Origin of the sequence: Acinetobacter sp. YH12070, assembly GCF_013419625.1 — a bacterium.
GTDB lineage: Bacteria > Pseudomonadota > Gammaproteobacteria > Pseudomonadales > Moraxellaceae > Acinetobacter > Acinetobacter amyesii.
In genome coordinates this window covers 14593-37476 of sequence record NZ_VOZT01000014.1, presented here as the reverse complement: position 1 = coordinate 37476, position 22884 = coordinate 14593, and the positions used below count along the sequence as shown (strand labels likewise).

The 22884-nt window shown below is 43.1% G+C and carries 21 protein-coding genes; 4 read left to right on the top strand and 17 right to left on the bottom strand.

The features are described from left to right. Nucleotides 1-7: 7 nt before the first annotated feature. From glmU to FTU17_RS05900, 7 genes are all read right to left on the bottom strand, one after another. Entirely contained in the window at nt 8-1372 is a 1365-nt protein-coding gene (glmU, locus tag FTU17_RS05930; RefSeq protein ID WP_180041648.1) for a bifunctional UDP-N-acetylglucosamine diphosphorylase/glucosamine-1-phosphate N-acetyltransferase GlmU, read from the bottom strand. A 21-nt stretch (nt 1373-1393) separates the two neighbouring features. After that, nucleotides 1394-1870: a phosphatidylglycerophosphatase A gene (locus FTU17_RS05925; protein ID WP_180041656.1), complete on the bottom strand. Its 477-nt coding sequence runs from the start codon at nt 1868-1870 to the stop codon at nt 1394-1396. A 22-nt stretch (nt 1871-1892) separates the two neighbouring features. After that, on the bottom strand, nt 1893-2810 hold the full coding sequence (thiL, locus tag FTU17_RS05920; protein WP_180041647.1) for a thiamine-phosphate kinase: 918 nt from the start codon (nt 2808-2810) through the stop codon (nt 1893-1895). Nucleotides 2811-2830: 20 nt separating this feature from the next. Further along, the gene (nusB, locus tag FTU17_RS05915; protein WP_067765594.1) at nt 2831-3280 is read right to left on the bottom strand and encodes a transcription antitermination factor NusB; all 450 of its coding nucleotides are present in this window, start codon (nt 3278-3280) and stop codon (nt 2831-2833) included. A 4-nt stretch (nt 3281-3284) separates the two neighbouring features. Next, nucleotides 3285-3755 carry a 6,7-dimethyl-8-ribityllumazine synthase gene (ribE, locus tag FTU17_RS05910; RefSeq protein WP_111885509.1) on the bottom strand — a complete coding sequence of 157 codons (471 nt, stop codon included), beginning with the start codon at nt 3753-3755 and terminating at the stop codon, nt 3285-3287. Between the two features lie 11 nt (nt 3756-3766). Then, a complete protein-coding gene (gene ribBA, locus FTU17_RS05905; protein WP_111885508.1) occupies nt 3767-4888 on the bottom strand; it encodes a bifunctional 3,4-dihydroxy-2-butanone-4-phosphate synthase/GTP cyclohydrolase II in 1122 nt (373 codons plus the stop codon). Between the two features lie 309 nt (nt 4889-5197). Next, on the bottom strand, nt 5198-5776 hold the full coding sequence (locus FTU17_RS05900) for a TetR/AcrR family transcriptional regulator (RefSeq protein ID WP_180134895.1): 579 nt from the start codon (nt 5774-5776) through the stop codon (nt 5198-5200). Between the two features lie 129 nt (nt 5777-5905). On the opposite strand from FTU17_RS05900, the gene FTU17_RS05895 reads away from it, so the two are divergent. After that, on the top strand, nt 5906-6655 hold the full coding sequence (locus FTU17_RS05895) for an SDR family oxidoreductase (RefSeq protein WP_180134894.1): 750 nt from the start codon (nt 5906-5908) through the stop codon (nt 6653-6655). A gap of 48 nt (nt 6656-6703) precedes the next feature. After that, nucleotides 6704-7309 carry a 2-hydroxychromene-2-carboxylate isomerase gene (locus FTU17_RS05890; protein ID WP_180063316.1) on the top strand — a complete coding sequence of 202 codons (606 nt, stop codon included), beginning with the start codon at nt 6704-6706 and terminating at the stop codon, nt 7307-7309. Between the two features lie 191 nt (nt 7310-7500). Here FTU17_RS05890 and FTU17_RS05885 read toward each other — a convergent pair whose 3' ends face one another. Then, nucleotides 7501-7992: a hypothetical protein gene (locus FTU17_RS05885; RefSeq protein ID WP_180024783.1), complete on the bottom strand. Its 492-nt coding sequence runs from the start codon at nt 7990-7992 to the stop codon at nt 7501-7503. Between the two features lie 243 nt (nt 7993-8235). Next, the gene (locus FTU17_RS05880; RefSeq protein ID WP_180073538.1) at nt 8236-9747 is read right to left on the bottom strand and encodes an aldehyde dehydrogenase family protein; all 1512 of its coding nucleotides are present in this window, start codon (nt 9745-9747) and stop codon (nt 8236-8238) included. Between the two features lie 221 nt (nt 9748-9968). Here FTU17_RS05880 and FTU17_RS05875 point away from each other — a divergent pair, with 221 nt between their 5' ends. Then, nucleotides 9969-11150, top strand: coding sequence for a transcriptional regulator (locus FTU17_RS05875; protein WP_180041639.1), 1182 nt, complete (start codon nt 9969-9971; stop codon nt 11148-11150). A 21-nt stretch (nt 11151-11171) separates the two neighbouring features. Here the strand turns inward: FTU17_RS05875 and FTU17_RS05870 are convergent, their stop codons facing one another. Continuing rightward, nucleotides 11172-12134, bottom strand: coding sequence for an alpha/beta hydrolase (locus FTU17_RS05870; RefSeq protein ID WP_180134893.1), 963 nt, complete (start codon nt 12132-12134; stop codon nt 11172-11174). Nucleotides 12135-12380: 246 nt separating this feature from the next. After that, nucleotides 12381-13592: an iron-containing alcohol dehydrogenase gene (locus FTU17_RS05865; RefSeq protein WP_180123833.1), complete on the bottom strand. Its 1212-nt coding sequence runs from the start codon at nt 13590-13592 to the stop codon at nt 12381-12383. 399 nt (nt 13593-13991) lie between these two features. On the opposite strand from FTU17_RS05865, the gene FTU17_RS05860 reads away from it, so the two are divergent. Continuing rightward, a complete protein-coding gene (locus FTU17_RS05860) occupies nt 13992-15692 on the top strand; it encodes an NAD-dependent malic enzyme (RefSeq protein WP_180134892.1) in 1701 nt (566 codons plus the stop codon). A 139-nt stretch (nt 15693-15831) separates the two neighbouring features. On the opposite strand, the gene FTU17_RS05855 is transcribed toward FTU17_RS05860, so the two are convergent. The 6 genes from FTU17_RS05855 to FTU17_RS05830 all read right to left on the bottom strand — a co-directional run bounded on the left by FTU17_RS05855 (nt 15832) and on the right by FTU17_RS05830 (nt 22345). Continuing rightward, nucleotides 15832-16491, bottom strand: a complete 660-nt coding sequence (locus tag FTU17_RS05855; RefSeq protein ID WP_078191524.1) for a methionine ABC transporter permease — start codon at nt 16489-16491, stop codon at nt 15832-15834. After that, nucleotides 16472-17542, bottom strand: coding sequence for a methionine ABC transporter ATP-binding protein (locus FTU17_RS05850; protein ID WP_180134891.1), 1071 nt, complete (start codon nt 17540-17542; stop codon nt 16472-16474). Before FTU17_RS05850 ends, FTU17_RS05855 begins: the two co-directional genes overlap by 20 nt. 10 nt (nt 17543-17552) lie before the next feature. Further along, nucleotides 17553-18383 carry a MetQ/NlpA family ABC transporter substrate-binding protein gene (locus tag FTU17_RS05845; RefSeq protein ID WP_180123837.1) on the bottom strand — a complete coding sequence of 277 codons (831 nt, stop codon included), beginning with the start codon at nt 18381-18383 and terminating at the stop codon, nt 17553-17555. Nucleotides 18384-18447: 64 nt separating this feature from the next. Continuing rightward, nucleotides 18448-19884 (bottom strand): LLM class flavin-dependent oxidoreductase, encoded by a 1437-nt coding sequence (locus FTU17_RS05840; RefSeq protein WP_180134890.1) that lies wholly within the window; start codon nt 19882-19884, stop codon nt 18448-18450. Beyond that, nucleotides 19884-21107, bottom strand: coding sequence for an SfnB family sulfur acquisition oxidoreductase (locus FTU17_RS05835; RefSeq protein WP_180134889.1), 1224 nt, complete (start codon nt 21105-21107; stop codon nt 19884-19886). The genes FTU17_RS05840 and FTU17_RS05835 overlap by 1 nt, the downstream gene beginning before the upstream one ends. An 11-nt stretch (nt 21108-21118) precedes the next feature. Then, the gene (locus FTU17_RS05830) at nt 21119-22345 is read right to left on the bottom strand and encodes an SfnB family sulfur acquisition oxidoreductase (RefSeq protein WP_216076653.1); all 1227 of its coding nucleotides are present in this window, start codon (nt 22343-22345) and stop codon (nt 21119-21121) included. Between the last annotated feature and the right edge of the window lie 539 nt (nt 22346-22884).

Genomic DNA, 22884 nt, shown 5'->3' with positions numbered 1-22884 from the left:
ATTCCTCTTATTTCTTAATCTTTTGCGGACGCGGATAGTTTTCTTTGGCAAATTGCTTTGAACGCTCCACCGCTAAACTGTTGTCTGCTACATCGCGTGTAATCGTTGAACCGGCACCGACAGTTGCGCTATTCCCAATGTGTACTGGAGCAACCAAAGAGCTGTTTGAGCCGATAAAGGCGCGATCACCAATGATGGTTTTAAATTTGTTGGCGCCGTCATAATTGCATGTAATGGTGCCTGCGCCAATGTTTGAACCTGCGCCTACTTCTGCATCGCCTAAATAGGTAAAGTGGTTGGCTTTTGAACCTATGCCAATGCTTGAGTTTTTGACTTCAACAAAGTTGCCGATGTGCACTTCATTCGCAAGTTTTGCACCTGGACGCAAGCGCGCAAACGGGCCGATTTGCACATCTTCGCCGACAATGGCACTGTCAAAAACGCTATATGGTTGAACTTTAGTGCCTGCCGCAATCTTGGAGTTTTTAATGATACAACCTGCACCAATTTCAACGTTATCACCGAGTTCAACATCACCTTCAATAATCACGTTGATATCGATACGGACATCTTGACCAACAGTCAATGTACCACGTAAGTCGAAACGTGCAGGATCAATCAGGTGAACGCCTTGTTGCATCAGTTGTTTAGCTTGGAATACTTGAAATTCACGTTCAAGGGCTGCCAATTGTACGCGGTCATTGACACCTTCCACTTCGAAAGCACGTTCTGGTTCAACAGATGCCACTTCGAGACCGTCTGCGATCGCCATGGCAACGATATCGGTCAGGTAATATTCACCTTGCGCATTATTATTGCTTAATTTTGGCAACCATTCGTGCAATTTAGCATTACTTACGGCATAAATACCGGTATTAAATTCTTTGATTTTACGTTGTTCTTCAGAGGCATCTTTGTGTTCAACAATGGCTTGAATTTTGCCATTTTCACGTACAATACGACCATAACCTGTCGCATCATTAACCGTTAAAGTTACTAAGCCAATACCTGTTTGAGTAGATGCATCTAATAGTTTTTGTAATGTTGCTTCAGTGATACAAGGCACATCACCTGAGAGAATCAAAGAAATCCCGGTTTTTGCGAGAACAGGCAGAGTCACTTTGACTGCATGGCCTGTACCCAATTGTTCTGCTTGTTCAACCCATTTGACATTTTCATGTGCAAACGCGTTTTGAACCAATTCGCCGCCATGTCCATAGATGGTAATTATTTCTTCTGCATTTAGTTTTTTCGCCGTGTTGATGACATGACCGAGCAGCGGTTGTCCTGCGAGGGGTTGTAAAACTTTGGGTAAACGTGAACGCATACGTGTTCCTTTACCTGCAGCAAGAATAATAACGCTAGTAGACATGTTTAATCCTAGGTGTTTCTATTACATAGACACAATATAAAAATAAATACAGATGCAAAGTGCGGCCCAAAGACCCGCAATGATGTCGTCAAACATGATGCCAAAGCCACCACCGACTTGACGGTCAATGACACGAATAGGCCACGGTTTCCATACATCGAATAGACGGAATAGGGCAAAACCAATCAGTGCCCAAGTCCAGCTCATTTGCCCAAGATATAAAATTGGGAGGAAGGTAATGGACTGACCGGCAAATTCATCCCATACGATGCGGCCATCGTCATGAACACCCATGACTTTGGCGGTTTGACCGCAAATAAAAATGCCGACAATTGACATGATGATCATGACAATAATGGAGTTGATAAATCCAATTGCAAGCCAACCAGGAATAAACAATAAAGCAAACGCAGAGCCAAATGTTCCCGGTGCTTTGGGAGCAAGACCAGAACCAAAGCCCACGCCACAGAATGCGATGACTCGGTTAAACCAAGACATGGATTTAAAGTTAATGGCTGGTTTATGCAAAATGCTGATATCCCTGAAATTTTATGACTTGGTCCACACCGTGGTTGTTATAACGGATTCCCAAATTTGGGGTGATTTGACCGATTTTACTAATGTTTACATCTAATTTTAGTTGCAGAATTTTTTGATAATTCTGCGGGCTTATTGTAAAGCATAACTCATAGTCATCACCACCCGCGAGTGCGTACTGCCATTGGGATTCTTGTTGTAATTGTTTTACATGGTCGTCGATAGGAAGTTGATCTAACTCGATTTCTGCACCCACTTTAGAGGCATGCAAAATATGTCCTAAGTCCTGAGCCAAGCCGTCAGAGACATCGATCATGCTATGAGCTAAGCCTTTGAGCTGTTGACCAAGTTGGCAACGTGGTGTTGGATAATCTAAACGCTTTTGCAGTGGGTGTCCTAAATGCTGTAATCCGTACGCAGCATCGCCAACTTGACCGCTGACACAAATGAAATCACCAACTTGAGCGCCTGAGCGGGTTACTGCTTTGCCTATATCGACCCAGCCTAATGCTGTGACTGAAATCGTCAGATGAGGACTTTGTGTGGTATCACCACCGATTAAACTCACACCAAATTGATCGCAACAATCATATAAACCCTGACTAAAGCCTTTGAGCCAGTCATGATCAATTTGGGGTAGGCTCAATGCCAATAAAATACTGTGTGGTTTGGCACCCATTGCAGCAATGTCAGAGAGGTTGACAGCAACAGATTTCCAGCCGATGGCATGTGGTTTTGTGTCGAGAGGGAAGTGACGTCCAGCAACCAGTGTATCAGCACAGATGACCAATTGTTGCTGTGGAGGAGGGGTGAGCAAGGCTGAGTCATCACCGACCCCTAAATCGACAGAATTAATATTCTGACGATTAAAATAGGTATCAATGATCGAGAACTCAGCCATACAACGTACTACTTAAAAAATTAATTAGCTTGTTGTTTTTCTGCTGCACGCAATGTAGTCGCTAAACGATCCAATACACCATTGATGTATTTATGGCTGTCTGCACCGCCAAAATGTTTAGCTAACTCGATCGCTTCATCTAACACGACGCGATATGGAATCTCAAGATGTTCTTTGAGTTCATATGCACCAAGACGAAGTGTTGCAAGTTCAACGCCATCTAAGGCTTCAACTTCGCGATCGAGTACAGGGATTAAAAGCGCATCCAATGCTTCATGATTGGCAACAACCTCGGTCAATAACTCGTGGTAATAGCCGAGATCGACCTTGTGCATGGCATTTTCCACACGCGTACGTGCTTCAATCTCATGCACAGGATTGCGGCTCATTTGCCATTCATAAATTCCTTGTACAGCAAAGCGACGTGCTTTACGTTTTGCTGCATAAGTTGCTTGAAGTGTTTGCGACATAGCGTTAAATAGCCTTTAACAAGTTAACCATTTCAATAGCAGTTAAGGCAGCTTCACTACCTTTATTGCCTGCTTTTGTACCTGAGCGTTCAATCGCTTGTTCAATACTATCCGTAGTCAATACACCATTAATTACTGGTAAGCCAGTATCTAGACCAACAACGCCTAAACCTTTGGCACATTCGCCAGCAACAAAATCGAAGTGAGGCGTGCTACCACGAATCACTGCGCCAAGCGCGATGATGGCATCGAAACGATCTGAAGCTGCAAGTTTCTTTGCAACCACTGGAAGTTCCCAAGCACCCGGTGCATGAACAATAGTGATATTATCCTCTGATACGCCATGACGTTTCAATGTATCAACGGCACCTTCTAGCAAATGTTCAACAACAAAGCTATTAAAACGACCAACTAAAATCGCATAACGGTCTTCGTTCGCGAGATGTAACATACCTTCAATACGGCGAACTGCCATAGCAACCTCGATTATTTCTCTGATGTTTGATTTGCGGTGATGTATTCCACCACTTCTAAGTTAAAACCTGATAATGCATTAAAGCGTAATGGCGAGCTAAGAAGCTTCATTTTTTCCACGCCTAAATCACGTAAAATTTGTGCGCCGACACCAATGGTTTGGTACTGCTGTGACAGTGCTGCATTGGATTTAACATTTTTCGGTGCAGTTAAATTTTCTAAAGCAGGGCCTAAGTCCTGTAAATGACGCTGACCAATCCACACTAAAACACCACGATCGCTGGATGCGATTTCTTTGAGTGCTTTATCGAGATTCCACGCCGGAGCGCCATCTTGTTTATTGAGTTTTAGTAAGTCGCGAACGGGATTGAAACCGTGTACACGGACTGTGGTTACGCCTTGTTTCGGTTCGCCTTTAACCAGTGCTAAATGAATGTCTGGGTTACCAATTTCACGGTAACGGAACAATTCAAAAGTACCATATTCAGTATCTAAAGTTTGTTGATCAATGCGCTCAACGGTTTGCTCATTGGTCATGCGGTAGTGAATTAAGTCCGCAATGGTCCCCATTTTTAAGCCATGCTTTTCAGCAAACACTTCAAGGTCTGGGCGACGTGCCATAGTGCCGTCTTCATTGATGATTTCACAAATCACAGATGCGGGTTCTAGGCCAGCTAAACGAGATAAGTCACAACCGGCTTCAGTATGACCGGCACGGTGTAGGACACCACCAGGCTGTGCCATCAGCGGGAAAATATGGCCTGGCTGTACGATGTCAGCCGGTTTAGCATGTGCTGCCACCGCCGTTTGAATGGTATGTGCACGTTCAGCAGGTGAGATGCCTGTTGAAATGCCATTTGCTGCTTCAATCGACAAGGTAAAGTTGGTGCCGTGCTGTGCACCATTGGCATCTACCATGAGTGGTAGATTTAACTGTTGGCAACGCTCTTTGCTGAGCGTTAAGCATACAAGACCACGCGCATGCGTAATCATGAAGTTGATATCTTCAGGGCGTACGTGGGTCGCAGCGATAACAAGGTCGCCTTCATTTTCACGATCTTCATCATCCATCAGGATGACCATTTTTCCTGCACGAATATCAGCTACGAGCTCTTCAACAGTATTGAGCGGCATCAATCTTCACCTTTTTGTTTGTCTCGAATGACATTTACTTGCATTGATTGTTGCATAGTCTAACGTTTTTTTGCGTTCTTTGCCTATGCTTATCATTTTCCTTTAATGGCTCATTGTTATACACAGTCGTCAGAACCTTGAAAAGAGGACTTTATTTGAATTGTGCCATTTATGCCCAATCTTTAAGCGATTGAAAAGCATAAAAATGGGTAAGCTTATACAGATTTTAAATAATTCAAATGAAAGAGATGAACAGTTTGTCGGAAAACTGTCGGTCTTTAACTCCATGAACTGTCACATAAAAATCAATCACGTTGATGCAGCCACATGGCTCTCTAAATATTGCCGAATCATCATCTTATTGGCGTCTAAAATGTTTTTTTGCAAATGTGGATCAGTAGCTGCTCGCGCAATTAAAATTGCACCAGCAAGTTGGCAGATTATGGCCCAAGCGAGTTCTTCGCTACCGAGATGCTGACTAAATAAAGCGTGACCACGCAGTAATTCAGTTTCATATACCAACTTAGTGTCCTGATCTGCACGCGCTACTTCACTCGCAAGCGTGGGGAGTGAACAACCTTGCTCGGGATGCTGAACATGTGCAGGGGTTAAATAGCGGTCAAGCTCAAATTCAATCCAATCTTGCGCATTATCATGTGGATTGTTTTGCCACATATCAAAACTGTGTTGTAACTCATGTTCAATTAAGGCTTTAAGTAGCTCTTGTTTAGACGAAAAATGTGAGTAAAAGGCACCACTGGTGACGCCAGCGGCTTTCATGAATCCATCCACACCTGTTGCGGCAAAGCCGTCTTTTTTCGCAATTTGTCCACTGATGGTTAAAAGTTCTTGGCGTTTTTTTTGTTTGTATTCGGGTTTGTAGCGCATCTGCAACACCCTTAAAATAAGATTGACGATAAATTAACCATAACATAGTATTCGTTATAGTAACGATCGTTATTCAATAAAATTGTTCGCAAATGGAATATAAAAACTATCCAGCACGAGGAGATCGTCATGGAAAATAATCATATATCTCAGCCTGTCAAAGGTGTGGCATTGATCATTGGTGCAGGAGATGCCACCGGTGGTGAAATTGTCAGACGCTTTGCTTGTGGTGGTTATACCGCATGTATGACGCGGCGTAATGTCGATAAATTACAGCCCTTAATTGCTGAAATTCAAGCACAGGGAGGGACTGCTTTTGGCTTTGGTTCGGATGCTCGAAAAGAAGAGCAAGTGATTGAACTCATCGAGCACATTGAATCAAACATTGGCCCGATTGAGGTCATGGTCTTTAATATTGGTGCCAATGTGCCATGTAGTATTTTGGAAGAAACCGCACGTAAATATTTCAAGATTTGGGAAATGGCATGTTTCTCGGCATTTTTAACGGGTCGGGAAGTGGCGAAGCGCATGGTGAGCCGTGAATCTGGCACAATTATTTTTACGGGTGCGACGGCTGGGGTTCGTGGTGCCGCAGGCTTTGCCGCTTTTGCTGGCGCAAAACATGCGCTTCGTGCCTTGGCACAAAGCATGGCACGGGAACTAGGTCCACGTAATATTCATGTGGCGCATGTGGTGGTTGATGGGGCGATTAATACCGACTTTATTAAAGAGACTTTTCCCGATTTGTACGCAAAAAAAGCGCAAGATGGTATTTTAAATCCAGTACATATTGCGGAAAATTATTGGCATCTCTCACAGCAACCACGAGATGCATGGACGCATGAATTAGATCTGCGACCGTGGATGGAACGCTGGTAAGCACTGATTTAAAAATATTAGGAAAATAAGCAAAAAAGGACGAAAAACATGAAAGTCATTGAATTTTATTTTGATGTCGGCAGCCCATATAGTTATATCGGTTTTCATCGCATTCAACAGATTGCACAGCAGTATCAAGCCGAGCTGATCTGGAAGCCAATGCTACTCGGTGGAGTGTTTAAAGCCACAGGCAATAGTAGCCCAATGGCGGTACCTGCGAAGGCACGTTATTCCATGATTGATCTTCAACGTTGGGGAAAGTTATGGCAGATACCCGTACAGATGAATCCGTATTTTCCGATCAATACTTTGCAGTTGATGCGTTTGATAACCGCAGTCCAATTATTTCAGCCTGAAGTATTTCTCAATGTACTGACGGGTATTTTTAACGCAATGTTTGGTCAGCCACGCAATTTAAATGATCTCAATGAATTAATTCAATTGATGCAGGAGCTTGGATTGGAGGTAGCGCAGGTTAAATCATGGCTTGAAGATGAAAAAGTAAAGTCTGAGCTTAAAGTGGTGACCGAAGAAGCCATTGCACGTGGTGTGTTTGGGGCGCCAAGTTGGTTTGTCGATGATGAGTTATATTGGGGTGTTGATCATTTACATTTTGTTGAGGCGGCTTTACAGGCTTCATCACGATCAGCCTAATTGGACGAATACTTGAGTGAATGCTACTGAATATGAGCACCAGTTTTAGGACGGGAATGCAGAAGTTATTGTAGATGTAAGTAAAATTATAGAATGGATCATGGCTGATTGTCTTACTTACATCTACTTTTACTCAGCTTTCATTTGTATTGAGTCTTATTTTTGGCGTACTAACTTAAAAAACTTAAGCTTTATTCCGTATATAAATAATGCTGACATTTGGTGCAATTTACGGTGCATGAATCGCTTGCATAAATACCTTTACGAAAGAATCGTTTATTGCCGCAAAAGATACAGATAAATTCATCTTTATGATTTTTAGCGCTTGGTAGCTCTTGGTAAACGAGTCTTAATCCATTGTCTTTATAACGATAATTTCGACCATAAATTTGTTTAGCAAGCCAATAGTCCAAACTTGTAAATTTTATGGCAATACAACTGATGATACAAAAAGGAAATAGCCATATAGATTCAAATGCTTTGGAAACAGACGCCCAACCTGAAAATACACTTGTGAAAGTAAAAAACATGACCGCGAAAGCACCAAAGAAGAAAAGATAGAATACTTTGCTTTGGAAAGAGCTTAATTTGTTTAAGTATTTGAGATGATGTTCATAGGTCGAAATATCATCTTGGTTGGGCACAAATGCGGGATAACGTGCTTGCTTAGGTTTGTCTGACACTTGATCACCAAATGAATGACCACAGGCACTACAAAAGTGATGTTGTACTAATGCTTTTTCTCCACAGGAGACACAATATTTCATAGCTATTTAAATATTTTTAATTAATAAAGTTATTTGTTTAGCAAGCATAAGAAAATTTGCAGCTTTTTAAAAGAAATTTTAATGAATTCTTTGAAGAGGCTTCTAACAAAAAAAGCGAACCGAAGTTCGCTTTTTATCTCATGTATTGTTCAACGCTGCTTAGAAGAAGCCCATTGGTTTGGTGTCATAGCTCACCAACAAGTTTTTGGTTTGTTGATAATGATCAAGCATCATTTTGTGGTTTTCCCGGCCGATCCCTGATTTTTTGTAGCCACCGAATGCTGCGTGTGCAGGGTAGATATGATAACAGTTGGTCCATACACGACCTGCCTGAATCGCACGGCCTGCACGATATGAAGTATGCGCTGAACGCGACCAAACCCCTGCACCTAGACCATAAATCGTGTCATTGGCAATTTTAATGGCATCATCAAAGTCTTTAAAGGTTGCTACTGAAAGCACAGGGCCGAAGATTTCTTCTTGGAAAATCTTCATGTCATTGGTGCCTTTGAAAATGGTTGGTTCAATATAGAAACCTGTACCGACTTCATTGCGTGGATCACCACCAGTAATGAGCTGTGCACCTTCATTTTTACCTGTAGCGATACAGCCTAAAATTTTGTCTTGCTGCTCTTGCGATGCCTGTGCACCAATCATGGTATCGGTATCGAGTGGATGACCCGTCTTAATACGTTTCACACGTTCTACTGCCATTTCCAAGAATCGATCAGCAATGCTTTCTTGTACCAATGCACGTGAAGGACAGGTACAGATTTCACCTTGGTTCAGCGCAAACATGGCAAAACCTTCGAGCGTTTTATCTAAGAATTCATCGTCTTTGTCCATGATGTCTTCAAAGAAAATGTTCGGTGATTTACCACCGAGTTCCAATGTCACAGGAATGATATTTTCAGTGGCATATTGCATGATCATTTGACCCACAGCGGTTGAACCTGTGAAGGCGATTTTTGAGATGCGTGGATTGGTCGCCAATGGACGACCGACTTCAACACCATAACCATTCACAATATTCAGCACGCCCGGTGGGAGTAGGTCTTGAATGAGTTCAGCCAAGACCAAGATGCTGACAGGTGTTTGCTCCGCAGGTTTCAACACGATGCAGTTACCCGCAGCCAATGCTGGAGCTAGTTTCCAAGCTGCCATTAAGATTGGGAAATTCCACGGAATAATTTGTCCGACCACACCAAGTGGCTCATGGAAATGGTAAGCAATGGTATTTTCATCAATTTCAGAAATGCCGCCTTCTTGGGCACGGATACAGCCGGCAAAATAACGGAAGTGATCGATACAGAGTGGAATATCAGCGGCTAAGGTTTCACGAATCGGTTTACCGTTGTCCCATGTTTCTGCGACAGCAAGGAGCTCTAGGTTTTCTTCAAGTCGATCGGCAATTTTTAATAAAATATTTGAGCGTGTGGTTGGGGAAGAGGCATTCCATTGGGTTTTGGCTTTATGCGCTGCATCCAAAGCCAATTCGATATCTTCAGCAGAAGAACGTGGCACTTTGGTAAAAACTTTACCGTCTACAGGGGAGATATTTTCAAAGTATTCACCTTTCACTGGCGCGACCCATTGGCCACCAATCAGGTTTTCATACTGAGCTTTAAACTGAACTTTTGAACCGGGTTGATTAGGATCGACATAACGCATATGAATTTTCCTTTGCTTGTTTATTATGATCTTGTTGGGCTGCCCATCTGTGGCAATCTACAGCTTTGGTATAAGGTACTTTTGTACATTATTTGATTAGCATAGCCTGTATAAGGTTGGAAAAAGGTTGGAGACAAGAAGGTTTACAATATTTTTTTTCAGTCTTAAAAACATAAGCTGGGAAACGGATTTTTAGTCATGAATTGTTGTGAGAATAATGAATGATGATACAGAAGGATTTATCTGAAAAACGACAGAATGTCGAACGGTTAAGGCAGGGCATGAGTCTGTCAAAGCAGCAAAGCTCGCAATTGAATGAGAGCATTGCGAGTTCTTGGCAGCGATCGGCGCAGGCGGAAATTCCGGAAAACCGGAGTGCTGCGCCTTTGGTGAATTTAAGTCCTCAGAGTCAACAGCAGTCGGCATTGCATCACGCGTTGCAACATTGTGCTGAAGATTTAAAACACATTGCCGAACAGTCGTCGATGGTACTTGCCGTGGGCGATGTGGGGAGCACGATTATTTGGAGTGCGTCGAGTCGGCAAATGCAAAGTGCTGCGGAAAGTGTGCATTTTATTGCAGGTGGGCAATGGCGCGAAGAATTGGTCGGCACCAATGCATTAGCGTTGTCTTTAAAAACTCAGCAGTCGAGTTGTGTGTTTTCAAATGAACATTACATGCCATCAGTACATGAATGGGTCTGCTATGCAGCACCGATTATCGATCCACATACGCAGCAAATTTTGGGCGTGGTTGATTTATCCACCGTGTGGAAAAACCACAATAGTTTAGGGCTACTTGCGGCTGAACGCTGCGCTTCGATTATTCAATCGGCTTTACTTGATTTTCAAAAACAGCATTTGTACATTCGGGCCTTTGCTGTGCCGCAAGTGTTATTTAATGGCAAAGTGATGGTGCTGACCCCGCGGCAAATAGAAATTTTGACCATCTTGGCGCTATGTCCGCAAGGCATGACCTTAGATACTTTGCATCAAGCCTTATATGGTGAACGTAAGGTGAGTGTTGGGACTTTAAAAGCGGAAATGTCGCAGCTACGCGATATTTTGGGTGGCATGTTAGGCTCAAGACCCTATCGCTTATTGGCGCAAGTCGAAGCCGACTTTTTACAAGCCGAGCAAGCTTTAGATGCAGGTTATCTCGATTCTGCATTAAAACTGTGTTCAGGGGTTTTCTTGGCTAAAACTGAAAGCCCATTTTTAGGGGCATGGCGTGATTGTCTTGAGTCACGATTAAGCCAAGCGATTTTTAATGCCAAAGAAACAGATGTTCTGCTCAAGCATGTCGCGCGTTTTCCTGAAGCTATTGATGCGGTTGAACGTCTGATCGAGCTGATGCCGAGATCGCATCCCGTACATCAGACCTTGTTGAAATTAAAACAGTAAGTTGCAATGTCATTCGGGCTGTTAAAAACCTTTATTGGCTAGCCATTCAAAGAGCTGGGTATAGACTTGTTCGCGCGCGTTTTTTTCCGAAAGCACTAAATCATGCAAGCCATTGTGTATGCTTTGAATGGTGACATCGCCTTGAATTTTCTTGGCATATTTTTGGATGTCTTTTACACCTAAAATCACATCACTGGTCTGTGCTGCTTTACCCCATCGTTTTGGATTTTGTGTTTGATGCGAGTGCATGACTAAGACCGGTACATCTAGGCTGACACCTCGATGAATCTCTTTTTGAGCCTCATAAATTGTCCGCACGAAACTTAAATACACCATTGGATAGCGGGTCTTTTTCCAGTCTAAATTGAAGTCCCATTCACCCTTGAGTTCGCGGTGTAAGCTGGCGGTGTACCACTTATTCAGTTCACTTGGAAATTTTAAATTGGGAAAGGTTTTTGCCAATTTACTCAGCTGTGGAATACCCAGTGCGCGTTTCACTGGATTCATGTTGAAATCATAAAATGGGCTATTGACCCAAAGGGCTTGAATTAAAGGATGATTTTGATGATGCGCCGCATACAAGGTGGTGGTTAATCCACCCGTTGAATGACCACAAAGCAGTAAGGCATCGTGACCTTCATCTGCAATGATCGTTAGGGCTTGATCTATTTCGGCATCGTATTCAGATAGTTCATGCACATTATAGTATTTTTGATGCGGGCGGATGGAGCGGCCATATTTTCTTAAATCCAAGGCATAAAAGTCGAAACCGTACTGATTAAAGCGTTCCGCCATTTCGGTTTGGAAAAAATAATCGATAAAGCCATGGATATAGAGCACCGCTTTGGAGGTGGGGGCCGCTGCTTTTTTGCGAACCAGTGTGGCAACCACAGGGCCTTCATAATCATCCGGGAAGGTCAGCGTGGCTTGTTCATAGCCTGCGCCCAAAATGTCAGGCTGATACTGAATATGTGAATGGCTCATTATTATACTCATCAATATTATTGGACATTATGCTTTATCCTTGATGAGCCATAAGCTTTTGTCAAATGAATAATCGATGCTGTTATGCGAACTAAAAAAGAGTGACCTCAGTATGAAAACGACCAATCTAGAGTCGCTTCCCTGAAATAAAAAGTGAAATGGATTCAGTTGAGCCTACATCACCAGACTCAAAGGGTAATGTAGGCACTTAGGTCACTTAAACATGAAGACCTTTGAGGGCTTAACTTAAACAGCCGCTTTGAAGTCGACCACAGAAGCATTGGCTTTAAGCGCTGCCTTGAAAATATCAACCACTTGAGCATGAGTCGCTTTACGTGGGTTGGTGAGCATACAGGCATCTTTTTGTGCATTTTCAGACATGATGCTGAGGTCTTGTTCTTTCACACCGAGTTCAGAAAGGCTCGATGGAATGCCAATCGAAGCAGACAGTTCACGGATTGCTGCGATCGCTGCATAAGCTGCTTCAGTCACAGTTAAACCGTCGGTTGGCACACCCATGAGCTGTGCGATACGTGCGTAGCGGTCAGGGCAGGCGATCAGGTTAAATTCGCAAACGTGTGGTAGCAGCACGGCATTACATACGCCATGTGGCAAGTTGTAGAAGCCGCCGAGTTGGTGCGCCATTGCGTGGACATAACCTAAAGATGCATTGTTAAATGCCATCCCTGCTAAGTACTGTGCATAGCTCATCGCATCACGTGCTTCTAGGTTTTCGCCATTGGCGACGGCAGGGCTGAGCCATTCACTGATCATTGAAATGGCTTTTTCAGCACAAGCATCGGTAATAGGATTGGCTGCTGTAGAAACATAAGCTTCGACCGCATGTGTTAATGCATCCATACCGGTTGCTGCAGTGAGCGCCGCAGGTTTCGCAATCATCAGTTTCGGGTCATCAATAGCGATAAGTGGGGTACAACGCCAATCGACAATCGCCATTTTAACGTGGGTGTCAGTATTGGTAATAATACAGAAACGGGTCATTTCTGATGCCGTACCTGCGGTGGTATTAATCGCAATAAGTGGAGTCATTGGAACTGTACTTTTATCGATGCCTTCATAGTCACGAATATGACCACCACCGGCAGTGACTAAGCCAATGCCTTTGGCACAGTCATGAGAAGAGCCGCCACCGAGAGAGACAATAAAGTCACAGCCATTGTCATTGTAGGCATCTACACCGCTATGTACGTTGGTGTCAGTTGGGTTGGGTTCTGCGCCCGGGAATATATGACTTTCTACGCCAGCTTCAGTTAAATATGCGGCAATGGTGTCTGCCACACCAAATTTGTATAGACCGGCATCGGTCACGATAAGCGCTTTCTTTGCGCCAAGATTTTGCGCCTTTGCACCAATTTCTTTAGCACAGCCGGGGCCAAAAAGTGAAACACAAGGGATGTAAAAACCGTTTGTTTGATCTGCAATATTTTTAAAAGCCATGGTGCGATTCCTTCTACCATCATTTTGAGTTGTTATGGGTGATACTCACCTGAAATGAGTATTGCGAGGGATGTTTTAAATTCACACCTACCAAAGACCTACCAAAATTAAAACTTTGTTTTGAATTTATTTAATCAATTGAAATTTAATCATTAATTATTTTTGTTATTTTCTAAGATTCGCTAAAAGTCGTATACATTTAAGCCAAAATAGGCGTTGCTGTGACTAGATGTATGATCGAGTTATCAGATTATAAAATCTAACTAAAACTACTATCAATTTACTAAATGCCCCAAAGCGCTCGAATCAGGATAGGCTATAACAAATAACGAGATAGTCACTTTTGTGCATTTCGCTTTTTGCAGTGCAAAACAAAAGATTAATTAAACGAGTTAAATAATGCCCAGTGAAAATTTGAAAACGAAACGTCCTTTATATATTCCTTATGCCGGAAATACACTTTTAGAACTCCCACTTTTAAATAAAGGCTCTGCGTTTAATGAAGATGAACGTAAGAGCTTTAATTTACACGGTTTAATTCCACACGTTACAGAAAGCATTGAAGAACAAAGTCAGCGTTCTTATCAGCAATATTGTGCATTTAATAGTGATATCAATAAGCATATCTACCTGCGCAATATTCAAGATACCAATGAAACATTGTTCTATCACTTAATTGAAAATCACCTCAGTGAGATGATGCCGATCATCTATACACCAACAGTGGGGGAGGCTTGTCAGCGCTTCTCGGACATTTATCGCCGTCATCGTGGGATTTTTATTTCATATCCTGACCGTGATCATATCGATCAAATTATTCATAACGTGAATAAAAAGAACGTGAAAGTGATCGTGATTACAGACGGTGAACGTATTCTTGGTCTTGGTGACCAAGGGATTGGGGGGATGGGGATTCCGATTGGTAAGTTGTCGCTGTACACCGCGTGTGGTGGCATCAGTCCAGCCTATACATTGCCGATTACTTTAGATGTTGGAACCAATAACCAACAGCTGTTGAATGACCCGATTTATATGGGTTGGAGTCAGCCTCGTATCAGCGGTGAAGAATATTATCAATTTGTCGATGATGTGATTAAAGCCATACAACAACGTTGGCCTAAAGCGCTGATTCAATTTGAAGACTTTGCACAAAAAAATGCGATGCCATTACTGGAAAAATATCGCGATAAAATTTGCTGCTTCAATGACGATATTCAAGGGACAGCAGCAGTGTCTGTCGGAAGTTTAATTGCGGCATCACGTGCAGCAGGTAAACAGCTCAAAGATCAAATTGTCACATTCTTAGGGGCAGGTTCAGCAGGCTGTGGGATTGCAGAACAGATCATCAAGCAAATGGTGGCGGAAGGTTTAACCGATGCTCAAGCACGTGCGCGGGTGTTTATGGTCGATCGCTTTGGTTTAATTACTGAAAATCAGCCGAATCTTTTAGATTTCCAACGCAAACTTGCACAAGCACCGGATAACGTTGCTCATTGGGCAAATGCAGATTCGGTCATTTCCCTATTGGATGTGGTGACACATGCCAAACCGACTGTATTGATTGGGGTTTCGGGACAACCGGGGCTGTTTAGTCAAGAGGTCATTGAAACGATGGCTGCGAATTGTGAACAGCCTATTGTGTTGCCACTGTCTAATCCGACATCACGTGTCGAAGCGGTGCCTGCAGATATTATCGAGTGGACCAAAGGAAAGGCTCTGATTGCGACAGGCAGTCCATTTGCACCGGTGAATTATCACGGCAAGATTCATCATATTTCACAGTGCAATAACTCTTATATTTTCCCGGGGATTGGTCTCGGTGTGATTGCATCTGGGGCGAAACGCGTGACGGAAAATATGCTGATGGCATCTAGTACGGCATTGGCAGACTGTTCACCAAAATTGGCAGATCCAAATGCCGATTTATTGCCAAGTTTGGATTATTTACAGGATATTTCGAAGAAAATCGCATTGAAAGTGGCATTGGCTGCGATTGCTGATGGTGTTGCGCCAAATGTCAGCGTTGAAGTACTCGAACATGAGATTGAAGCGAATTTCTGGAAACCTGAATATCGCGATTATGTCCGTGTGACTTATTAATTCGGTCTAAAGATTCTGTTTAAGCAGAATCAATTTTGCAACTGATCGAAAAAATACCCTAATCCAGATTAGGGTATTTTTTTATGTGTAGCGACACGCTTTTTTCTAAGAAATACGAAAAATAATCGAGAGGGTCGCTTTAAATTTTGCGTTTATCGAGCTGGTTGGAAATGTGATCTCCGCAAGCTTGAACCAGCATCACGATCGCGACCAACACCACAATCACTGCCAGCATGATTTGCATATCAAAGCGTTGATAACCGTAACGGTAAGCAATATCCCCCAAACCACCTGCACCGATAGCCCCTGCAATGGCAGAAGAATTAATCATGGTCACCAAGGTCACGGTAAAGCCTGCGACGATGCCAGGAAGCGCTTCAGGGAGCAGCACATGCCAAATGATTTGTTTGCGATTACAGCCGATGGCTTGAGCGGCCTCAATCAGACCTTGATCGACTTCACGTAAACTTACTTCAGCTATACGTGCAAAAAAAGGCGTGGCCGCAAGGGTTAAAGGTACGACAGCGGCCCAAACGCCATAACTGGTGCCCACGATAAAGCGCGTGAGCGGAATAAGCGCTACCATTAAAATCAGAAAAGGCACCGAACGGGTAATATTGACCAACCAACCTAGGGTGTGGTTTAGGCTTTTTGAAGGATAAATCCCGTGTTCAGCACTACACACCAATACGACCGCTAAAGGCAGGCCGATCAGAAAGGCCACAAAGGCTGAAACGCCGACCATCAGTAAGGTATCAATGGTTCCACTAATCAGTAAATCAATGAGTTGGTCGTGCATAGCCGAGTACCTCAATCTGTGCGATATGGTGTTTAAGTTGTTCAGATACGGCGTTGATCTCTAAATGGCTGCTGTCCACTGCAACAATCAACGAACCGATTAAATGCCCTTGAATACTATCGATATGACTTTGATACAGATGTACTGGCGCCTGAAATTGCTCAAAAATAAACTTTAAGTCCGGCGACTGTTGTAGTGTCGATTCATAGCGTAATTTTAAAATGATTTGATCATTTGGATCTGACGGTTGTGACTGAATATCACTTGGTAAATCAAGCTGTTCAAGGTTGAGCAACTCTTGTGTGATTTGCTGCTGAGGCGTAGAAAACACGTTCCAAACCTGTCCTGCTTCTACAATTTTGCCTTGATCGATCACCACAACTTGATCGCAAATTTCTCGAATGACTTGCATTTCATGGGTAATCAACACAATGGTGATACCGAGCTTTTGATTAATTTCTTTAAGCAAAGACAGCACAACAGAGGTGCTTTCAGGATCGAGTGCAGAAGTCGCTTCATCACAGAGTAAAATTTCCGGATGATGAACTAAAGCCCGTGCAATCCCGACGCGCTGTTTTTGCCCACCGGAAAGTTGAGAAGGGTAGTGCGCTGCTTTATTCTCGAGTCCCACCAGCTTCAGCACTTCATTCACTCGCTGAGCGATATCAGCTTGACTGAAATTAGCAATTTTAAGGGGCAGCGCGATATTGTCATACACGGTTTTGGCAGACATCAAATTAAAATGCTGAAAAATCATCCCAATACGCTGACGCAGAGCAATCAACTCTGCGTGAGTTAAGCTTGATAATTCTTGTTGATGGATGTGAATACTGCCATCACTGATTTGTTCTAAGCCATTCAGCGTTCGAATCAGCGAAGATTTACCCGCGCCGCTTTTCCCAATAATGCCGAATATTTTGCCTTGTGGAATATTCAGATTGATATCTTTTAAGGCATGAACCTGCTGTCCTTGCACATCATAAAATTTATTTAAATTTTTGATTTGGATATGGGGGACGGCAAATTCAACCGATGAACCGAAACTCACCATGAGCGACTCCTTATTTCCAACCAGGGAACCACAGTTTTGCACCAAAATCTGCGTCCAATGCCTGTTTAACTTTAGGTGAGTTTTGATAAATATCGACAAATTTACGCAGTTTATCGTCACGATCTACATAGTCATCACGAACGGCAAATAAGATGGCAAAACGCTTGTCGGTATTGGAGTCAAACAGTAAGGCATTTTCAGGATCGGCAGTTTTTGCTAGACGTAAATAATGTGGATAGCCAAAAGCCAGATCGACATCATCAATCGCACGTGCCGTTTGAGGGCCTTCCACCTCAATAAATTGAAGTTGTTTAGGATTTGCTGCAATGTCGTTTAAGGTCGATAAAAAGTTATCTGGCTGTTTCAGTTCAATGAGCTTGGCTTGCTGTAAAAGTTGTAAGGCACGGCCCTGATTGACCGGATCATTCGGAATCACCACTTTGGCTTTATGGGGTAAATCAGCAAAGTTTTTATACTTTTTTGAATACAGTCCGACATGGGTTGCAGCACCAACATCAAAGGCTTTGATTTTAAAATCCGTTTCTTTTTTTGCATTGTCTAGAAACGGCTGATGTTGGAAAAAGTTTGCATCAATATCGCCGTGGTTTAGAGTGATATTCGGGGTATTCCAGTCTGAAAATTCCACCAATTTCACATTCAGCCCTTGCTGCTTGGCTTCATCTGCGGCGACTTGTAAGGGTTTAGCAAAAGATGGGCTAATCCCAATCACCAATTCACTTTGATGATTTTTCTTTTGTTGATTCCAAATGACTAAGCCAATCACCAAGATGGCCACGATCACACCAATCAGTGTGAATTTAGATTTTGCTGTTTGTGCCATGGCACACCTCTATTTTTTGAAATAATTAAATTTTTTGACTAAAATTTTATTTTTTAAGTGCAGCTTATGCTGTCTCAACGTTTTTAATTGCTGCCTGAGATCCCGCGTCGGAAGTGCGACATCGGTAGCGATGAGCAGGATGTGTCGTGGCTAAATGGTCACCTTGTTGAAACAGTTTTTGCCGCAAACTACCGGTGTCATATGCAGTTTTATAGCGACCACGTTGCTGTAATTCAGGAATGACCAAACGAATAAAATCTTGATGTGACTCAGGTGCAACGGTGCGAGTCAGATTAAATCCATCGATGCCAGTTTCATCCAAATAATCAATTAACTGTTCTGCAACATTGGCACCACTCCCAACAAAGAGCGGATAACGCCCACCTAGAACGTGCTGAGCACGCAAATCTTGGCGCGTAATTTTCTGCTCTTTAAATTTTTGATTGACCGATGCGATGCTATTGGTCTGCTGATACGGAATGGCTTCATCTTCTGCAAAGTTGGCGAGGTTCATCCCAATCGAGCTGGAAAAGTGTGCCAGTCCCGCTTCAGGATTGGCATAGCGAATGTATTCAGCCAATTTCTCTTGGGCGAGTTCATCGGTCTCTGCGGTCACCACCGTAATGCCAACAAAGAGTTTCACAGCTTGTGGGTCACGACCTTGCGCTGCAGTTTGGCTGCGAATTTTTTGTACCTGATTTTTAACTTTTTCTGCGCTGTCTGCACCGATAAACATGCCTTCTGCATGTTGCGTCGCAAAAGCTAAACCACGTGGTGAAGCACCGGCCTGATACAACACAGGGGTGCGCTGAATCGATGGAGAAACTTGAAATACCCCTTGGCTTTGATAGAACTTGCCTTGGTGTTGAATGGCATGTACTTTTTTTGGGTCGCTAAAGATGCGATTTGCTTTATCTTTTTGAACCGCATCATTTTCCCAAGAGCCTTCCCAAAACTTATAGCAAAGCTGCAAAAACTCTTCAGCTTGTTCATAGCGTAGATCATGATCTTTCAGGCCTTTTTGCCCAATCAAGCGTTCTGCACTGTCTAGATATCCAGTCACGATATTCCAACCGATTCGACCTTGGGTCAGGTGGTCTAGGCTGGCAAATCGACGTGCAAATTGATAAGGCGTTTCATAGCTCAAATTGACTGTTACACCAAAACCTAAGTTTTCAGTGACCGCAGCCATTGCAGAAATTAGGGTGCTGGGGTCATGGCTCGGCAGTTGGATCGACTCTTTAAGTGTGAGATCAATATTGCCTTCATAAACATCATAGACCCCGGTGATATCCGCAATAAATAGCCCGTCAAACAGCCCTTGCTCCAAGGTTTTGGCAAGATCGGTCCAATAGCTCAGTTCATTAAAGCGGTGTGACTCATCGCGTGGATGGGTCCATAAGCCATGATTGATATGGCCGACACAGTTCATGTCGAAGGCATTCAGTAAAATTTTCTTGGCAGAATGTGATTGGGTATCTGCTGTGGTGATTTGGCTCATTACAAGGTCCCTCGACGTGGGGGCAATACGCCATTTAGGAGGTAATTGGCAATGAAGAAATATTTCCAACGCCCTGCATCATGCAAGGTGTGGACACGTGCATTACGCCAAAATCGATCTAAGCCATCTTCACGCTGACTGCCACGGCTGCCTGCAAGCTCAATCAATTTTGAAGCCGCTTTCAGTGCAGTTTCAGTACTATGCGCACGCACTTTCGCTACATCTAATGAGGCTTTTGCGATGTTTTCGGCATTGGGCTGTGGGCGAGCAGCATCGATGGAGCGAGCAGCTTGTTTCAGCAAGACCTCACTGGCGCGAACATCTGCGGCAATGCGACCGAGTTCGTATTTGGTTAAAGGATCTTCGCTTGCAAGATCAAGACCTGAATCAATCCATGGTCGAGCTTGGTGTACGCGGCTCAAACTTTCTTCAAAGGCTGCGCGGGCTATACCGACTTCAATCGCAGCATGCATAATTTGCGCAAATGGCCCAACCAATGTGGGTTCCGTAAATGCACGATCAAAGGGAATGACATCTGTGGCAGGAACCGCAACTTGATGAAATTTTACAGAACCGCTGCCCGTGGTGCGTTGTCCAAACCCTGTCCAATCATCGATCAGCTCTAGACCTGCACTTTCACGTGCAATAAAGGCTAAATATTCACGACCATCGGGGTCTTTGACCAATGTGGGAATGCGATGTGCAAATAAACTGCCGGTGCAATAAAACTTTTCACCATTCACTACAAAACCATCGTCATGAGGGCGAATCGACGTTTGTTTTTGAGCAGCGGTTTTGGTTTTAAACTCGGCTAAGGCATTGCCAAAACGAGCGCCAGCAAGCACTTCGGCATAAAGCTTTTGCTTTTGTTCAGTTGTGCCGGTGTTTCGTAATACTTCCAATGCATAAAAATGGTTTTGTGGAATTTGCCCAATTGAGCCATCTACACCACTCATAAGCGCAATCACTTGCGCCACGGTATAACTTGAAACTTCGGCACCGCCAAATGCCTTGGGAACCGTGATTGCCCAGAGACCAGATTGACTATAGGCCTCGATTTCATCAAACGGCAGTATGCGTTCGGCATCACGTTGCACGGCATTTTTTCTAAATTGTTCGGCTAATTGTTTTGCAATTTCAAGTGCTTCTGCATCGGACTGAATAATATGCGCAGGTGTTGTTGATATGGCCTGTAGCGAATTAATATTTGGAAATGAGGTCATCAGAATTCTCCTTAAATCCACGCATGGCGTGCAGGTAATTTATGATTTAAGTAATAGTCGCCTAAGGTATGCAGCTTCCATCGCACAGGATCATGTAAGGTGTGTACTCGGGCATTGCGCCAGTGTTGATCAAGGTTATGGGCACTCAAACTTGCACGGCTGCCGCCTAATTCAAGGAGTTTTTCAGAGATCTGTAAGGCTGCATCATTGGCATAGATTTTGGCTTCAGCGACACGAATCGAAGCTAGAGCAGCTTGTTGTTCGCTCACCTGATCAAGCTGATCTAATTCATCGAGGTAATCTGCGGCTTCATCTAAAAGTAAAATCGCAGCATCCAATAAAACGGCAGATTTACCCACTTCCTGTAGGGTGTAAGGCTCAAAACTGGCTTTCTCGACTTGTGCATCTACAATTGGACGGGCTTTTTGTACCGCAGAAAGGGTGTCTGCAAAGGCAGCTTCCGCAATCCCCACATCGATCGCGACTTGCATCAATTGCGAAAAGGCACCGCGATACGTTGGCCCTGCAGAAAGCTTACGTTCATCAAAAATTAATAGGGGATCTACTGCCACATGATTCAGTTTGACAGTGCCACTAGACGTTGTGCGTTGGCCAAAACCATTCCAGTTATCAATCACTTCTACGCCTGTAGCGTGTCGATCAATGATGGTCAGGACAACATGACCTTCAGGGTGAACGGCTTTAATCGCCAACCAATCTGCAAAACTACTGCCGGTCGAATAGAACTTTTCACCATCGACCACATACGTTCCATTTTCAATGCGCAGCGTTGTATTTAAGGTTTTGGTGTCTTTGGTATTGCGCTCTGGGCCACCATTGGCTAAACGTTTTCCCTGTAAAATTTCATTAAAAATAAAGGCTTTTTGTTCATCCGTTCCCATGAGGTCAATCATATACAGCAAGGCAATTTGGTTTTGTGGAATTTGGCCCACGCTAGAATCTGCTTTATTGATAATGCGAAAAACCTGCGCCAGTGTCTTGTTGGACACGTAGGCACCGCCAAATTTTTTGGGAATACGAATGCCGCCTAAACCTTTCTGACTGAATAAGTCGATTTCTGCAAAAGGCAGTAGGCGGTTCTGATCACGTTCATTTCGACCTTCCAAAGCAAAATCTGCAACGTGATACGCTGCATGAATTGCTTCTAAGTCATTTTCAATAACATGAATATTTTCAGAGATTAAATGAGACATAATGACACCTTTAATAGATATCAAAACGCTACTCGTAAATGCGTGATTCTTTAAATGATGGATTATTCTTAACTTAGCAGAATGTCTTTTTAGCATTTAATCTGCATAAAAATTATGCAAATTTGATAAAATAAGTGTTTGATTTAAAACAATAGATGTAGAAATAACAACAAATGAATTTATTAGAAAATAAGGTATTAGCAACTTTGCAGATATTCAACCTTAAAAATAATATATCTAAGACAGTGGGTTAGATACTTCTATTTGAATGAAGTATAGCTTTGTTCAAGGCCTCATTTAACATTGTAGATTCGTCTGAATCGCTCCAAATTATCTCACTTTCTTTGTAGAAGACAAAAGCTTAGTAATATTACGATAGCTATAAAGAAAGTAGTGATAGGCTTCATCTAGCTATTGGCTCTAGAGCTTGATGTTTTAACATACATTAAATGGGATGAGTGGAAACCTCAGTCTGAATATCGTTGCCAATGCAGTTAAGAAATTGCTTCGAACAGGAATAAAGGATGAGATTCTAAATTACCAGTTCAATATTTCTTAAATTA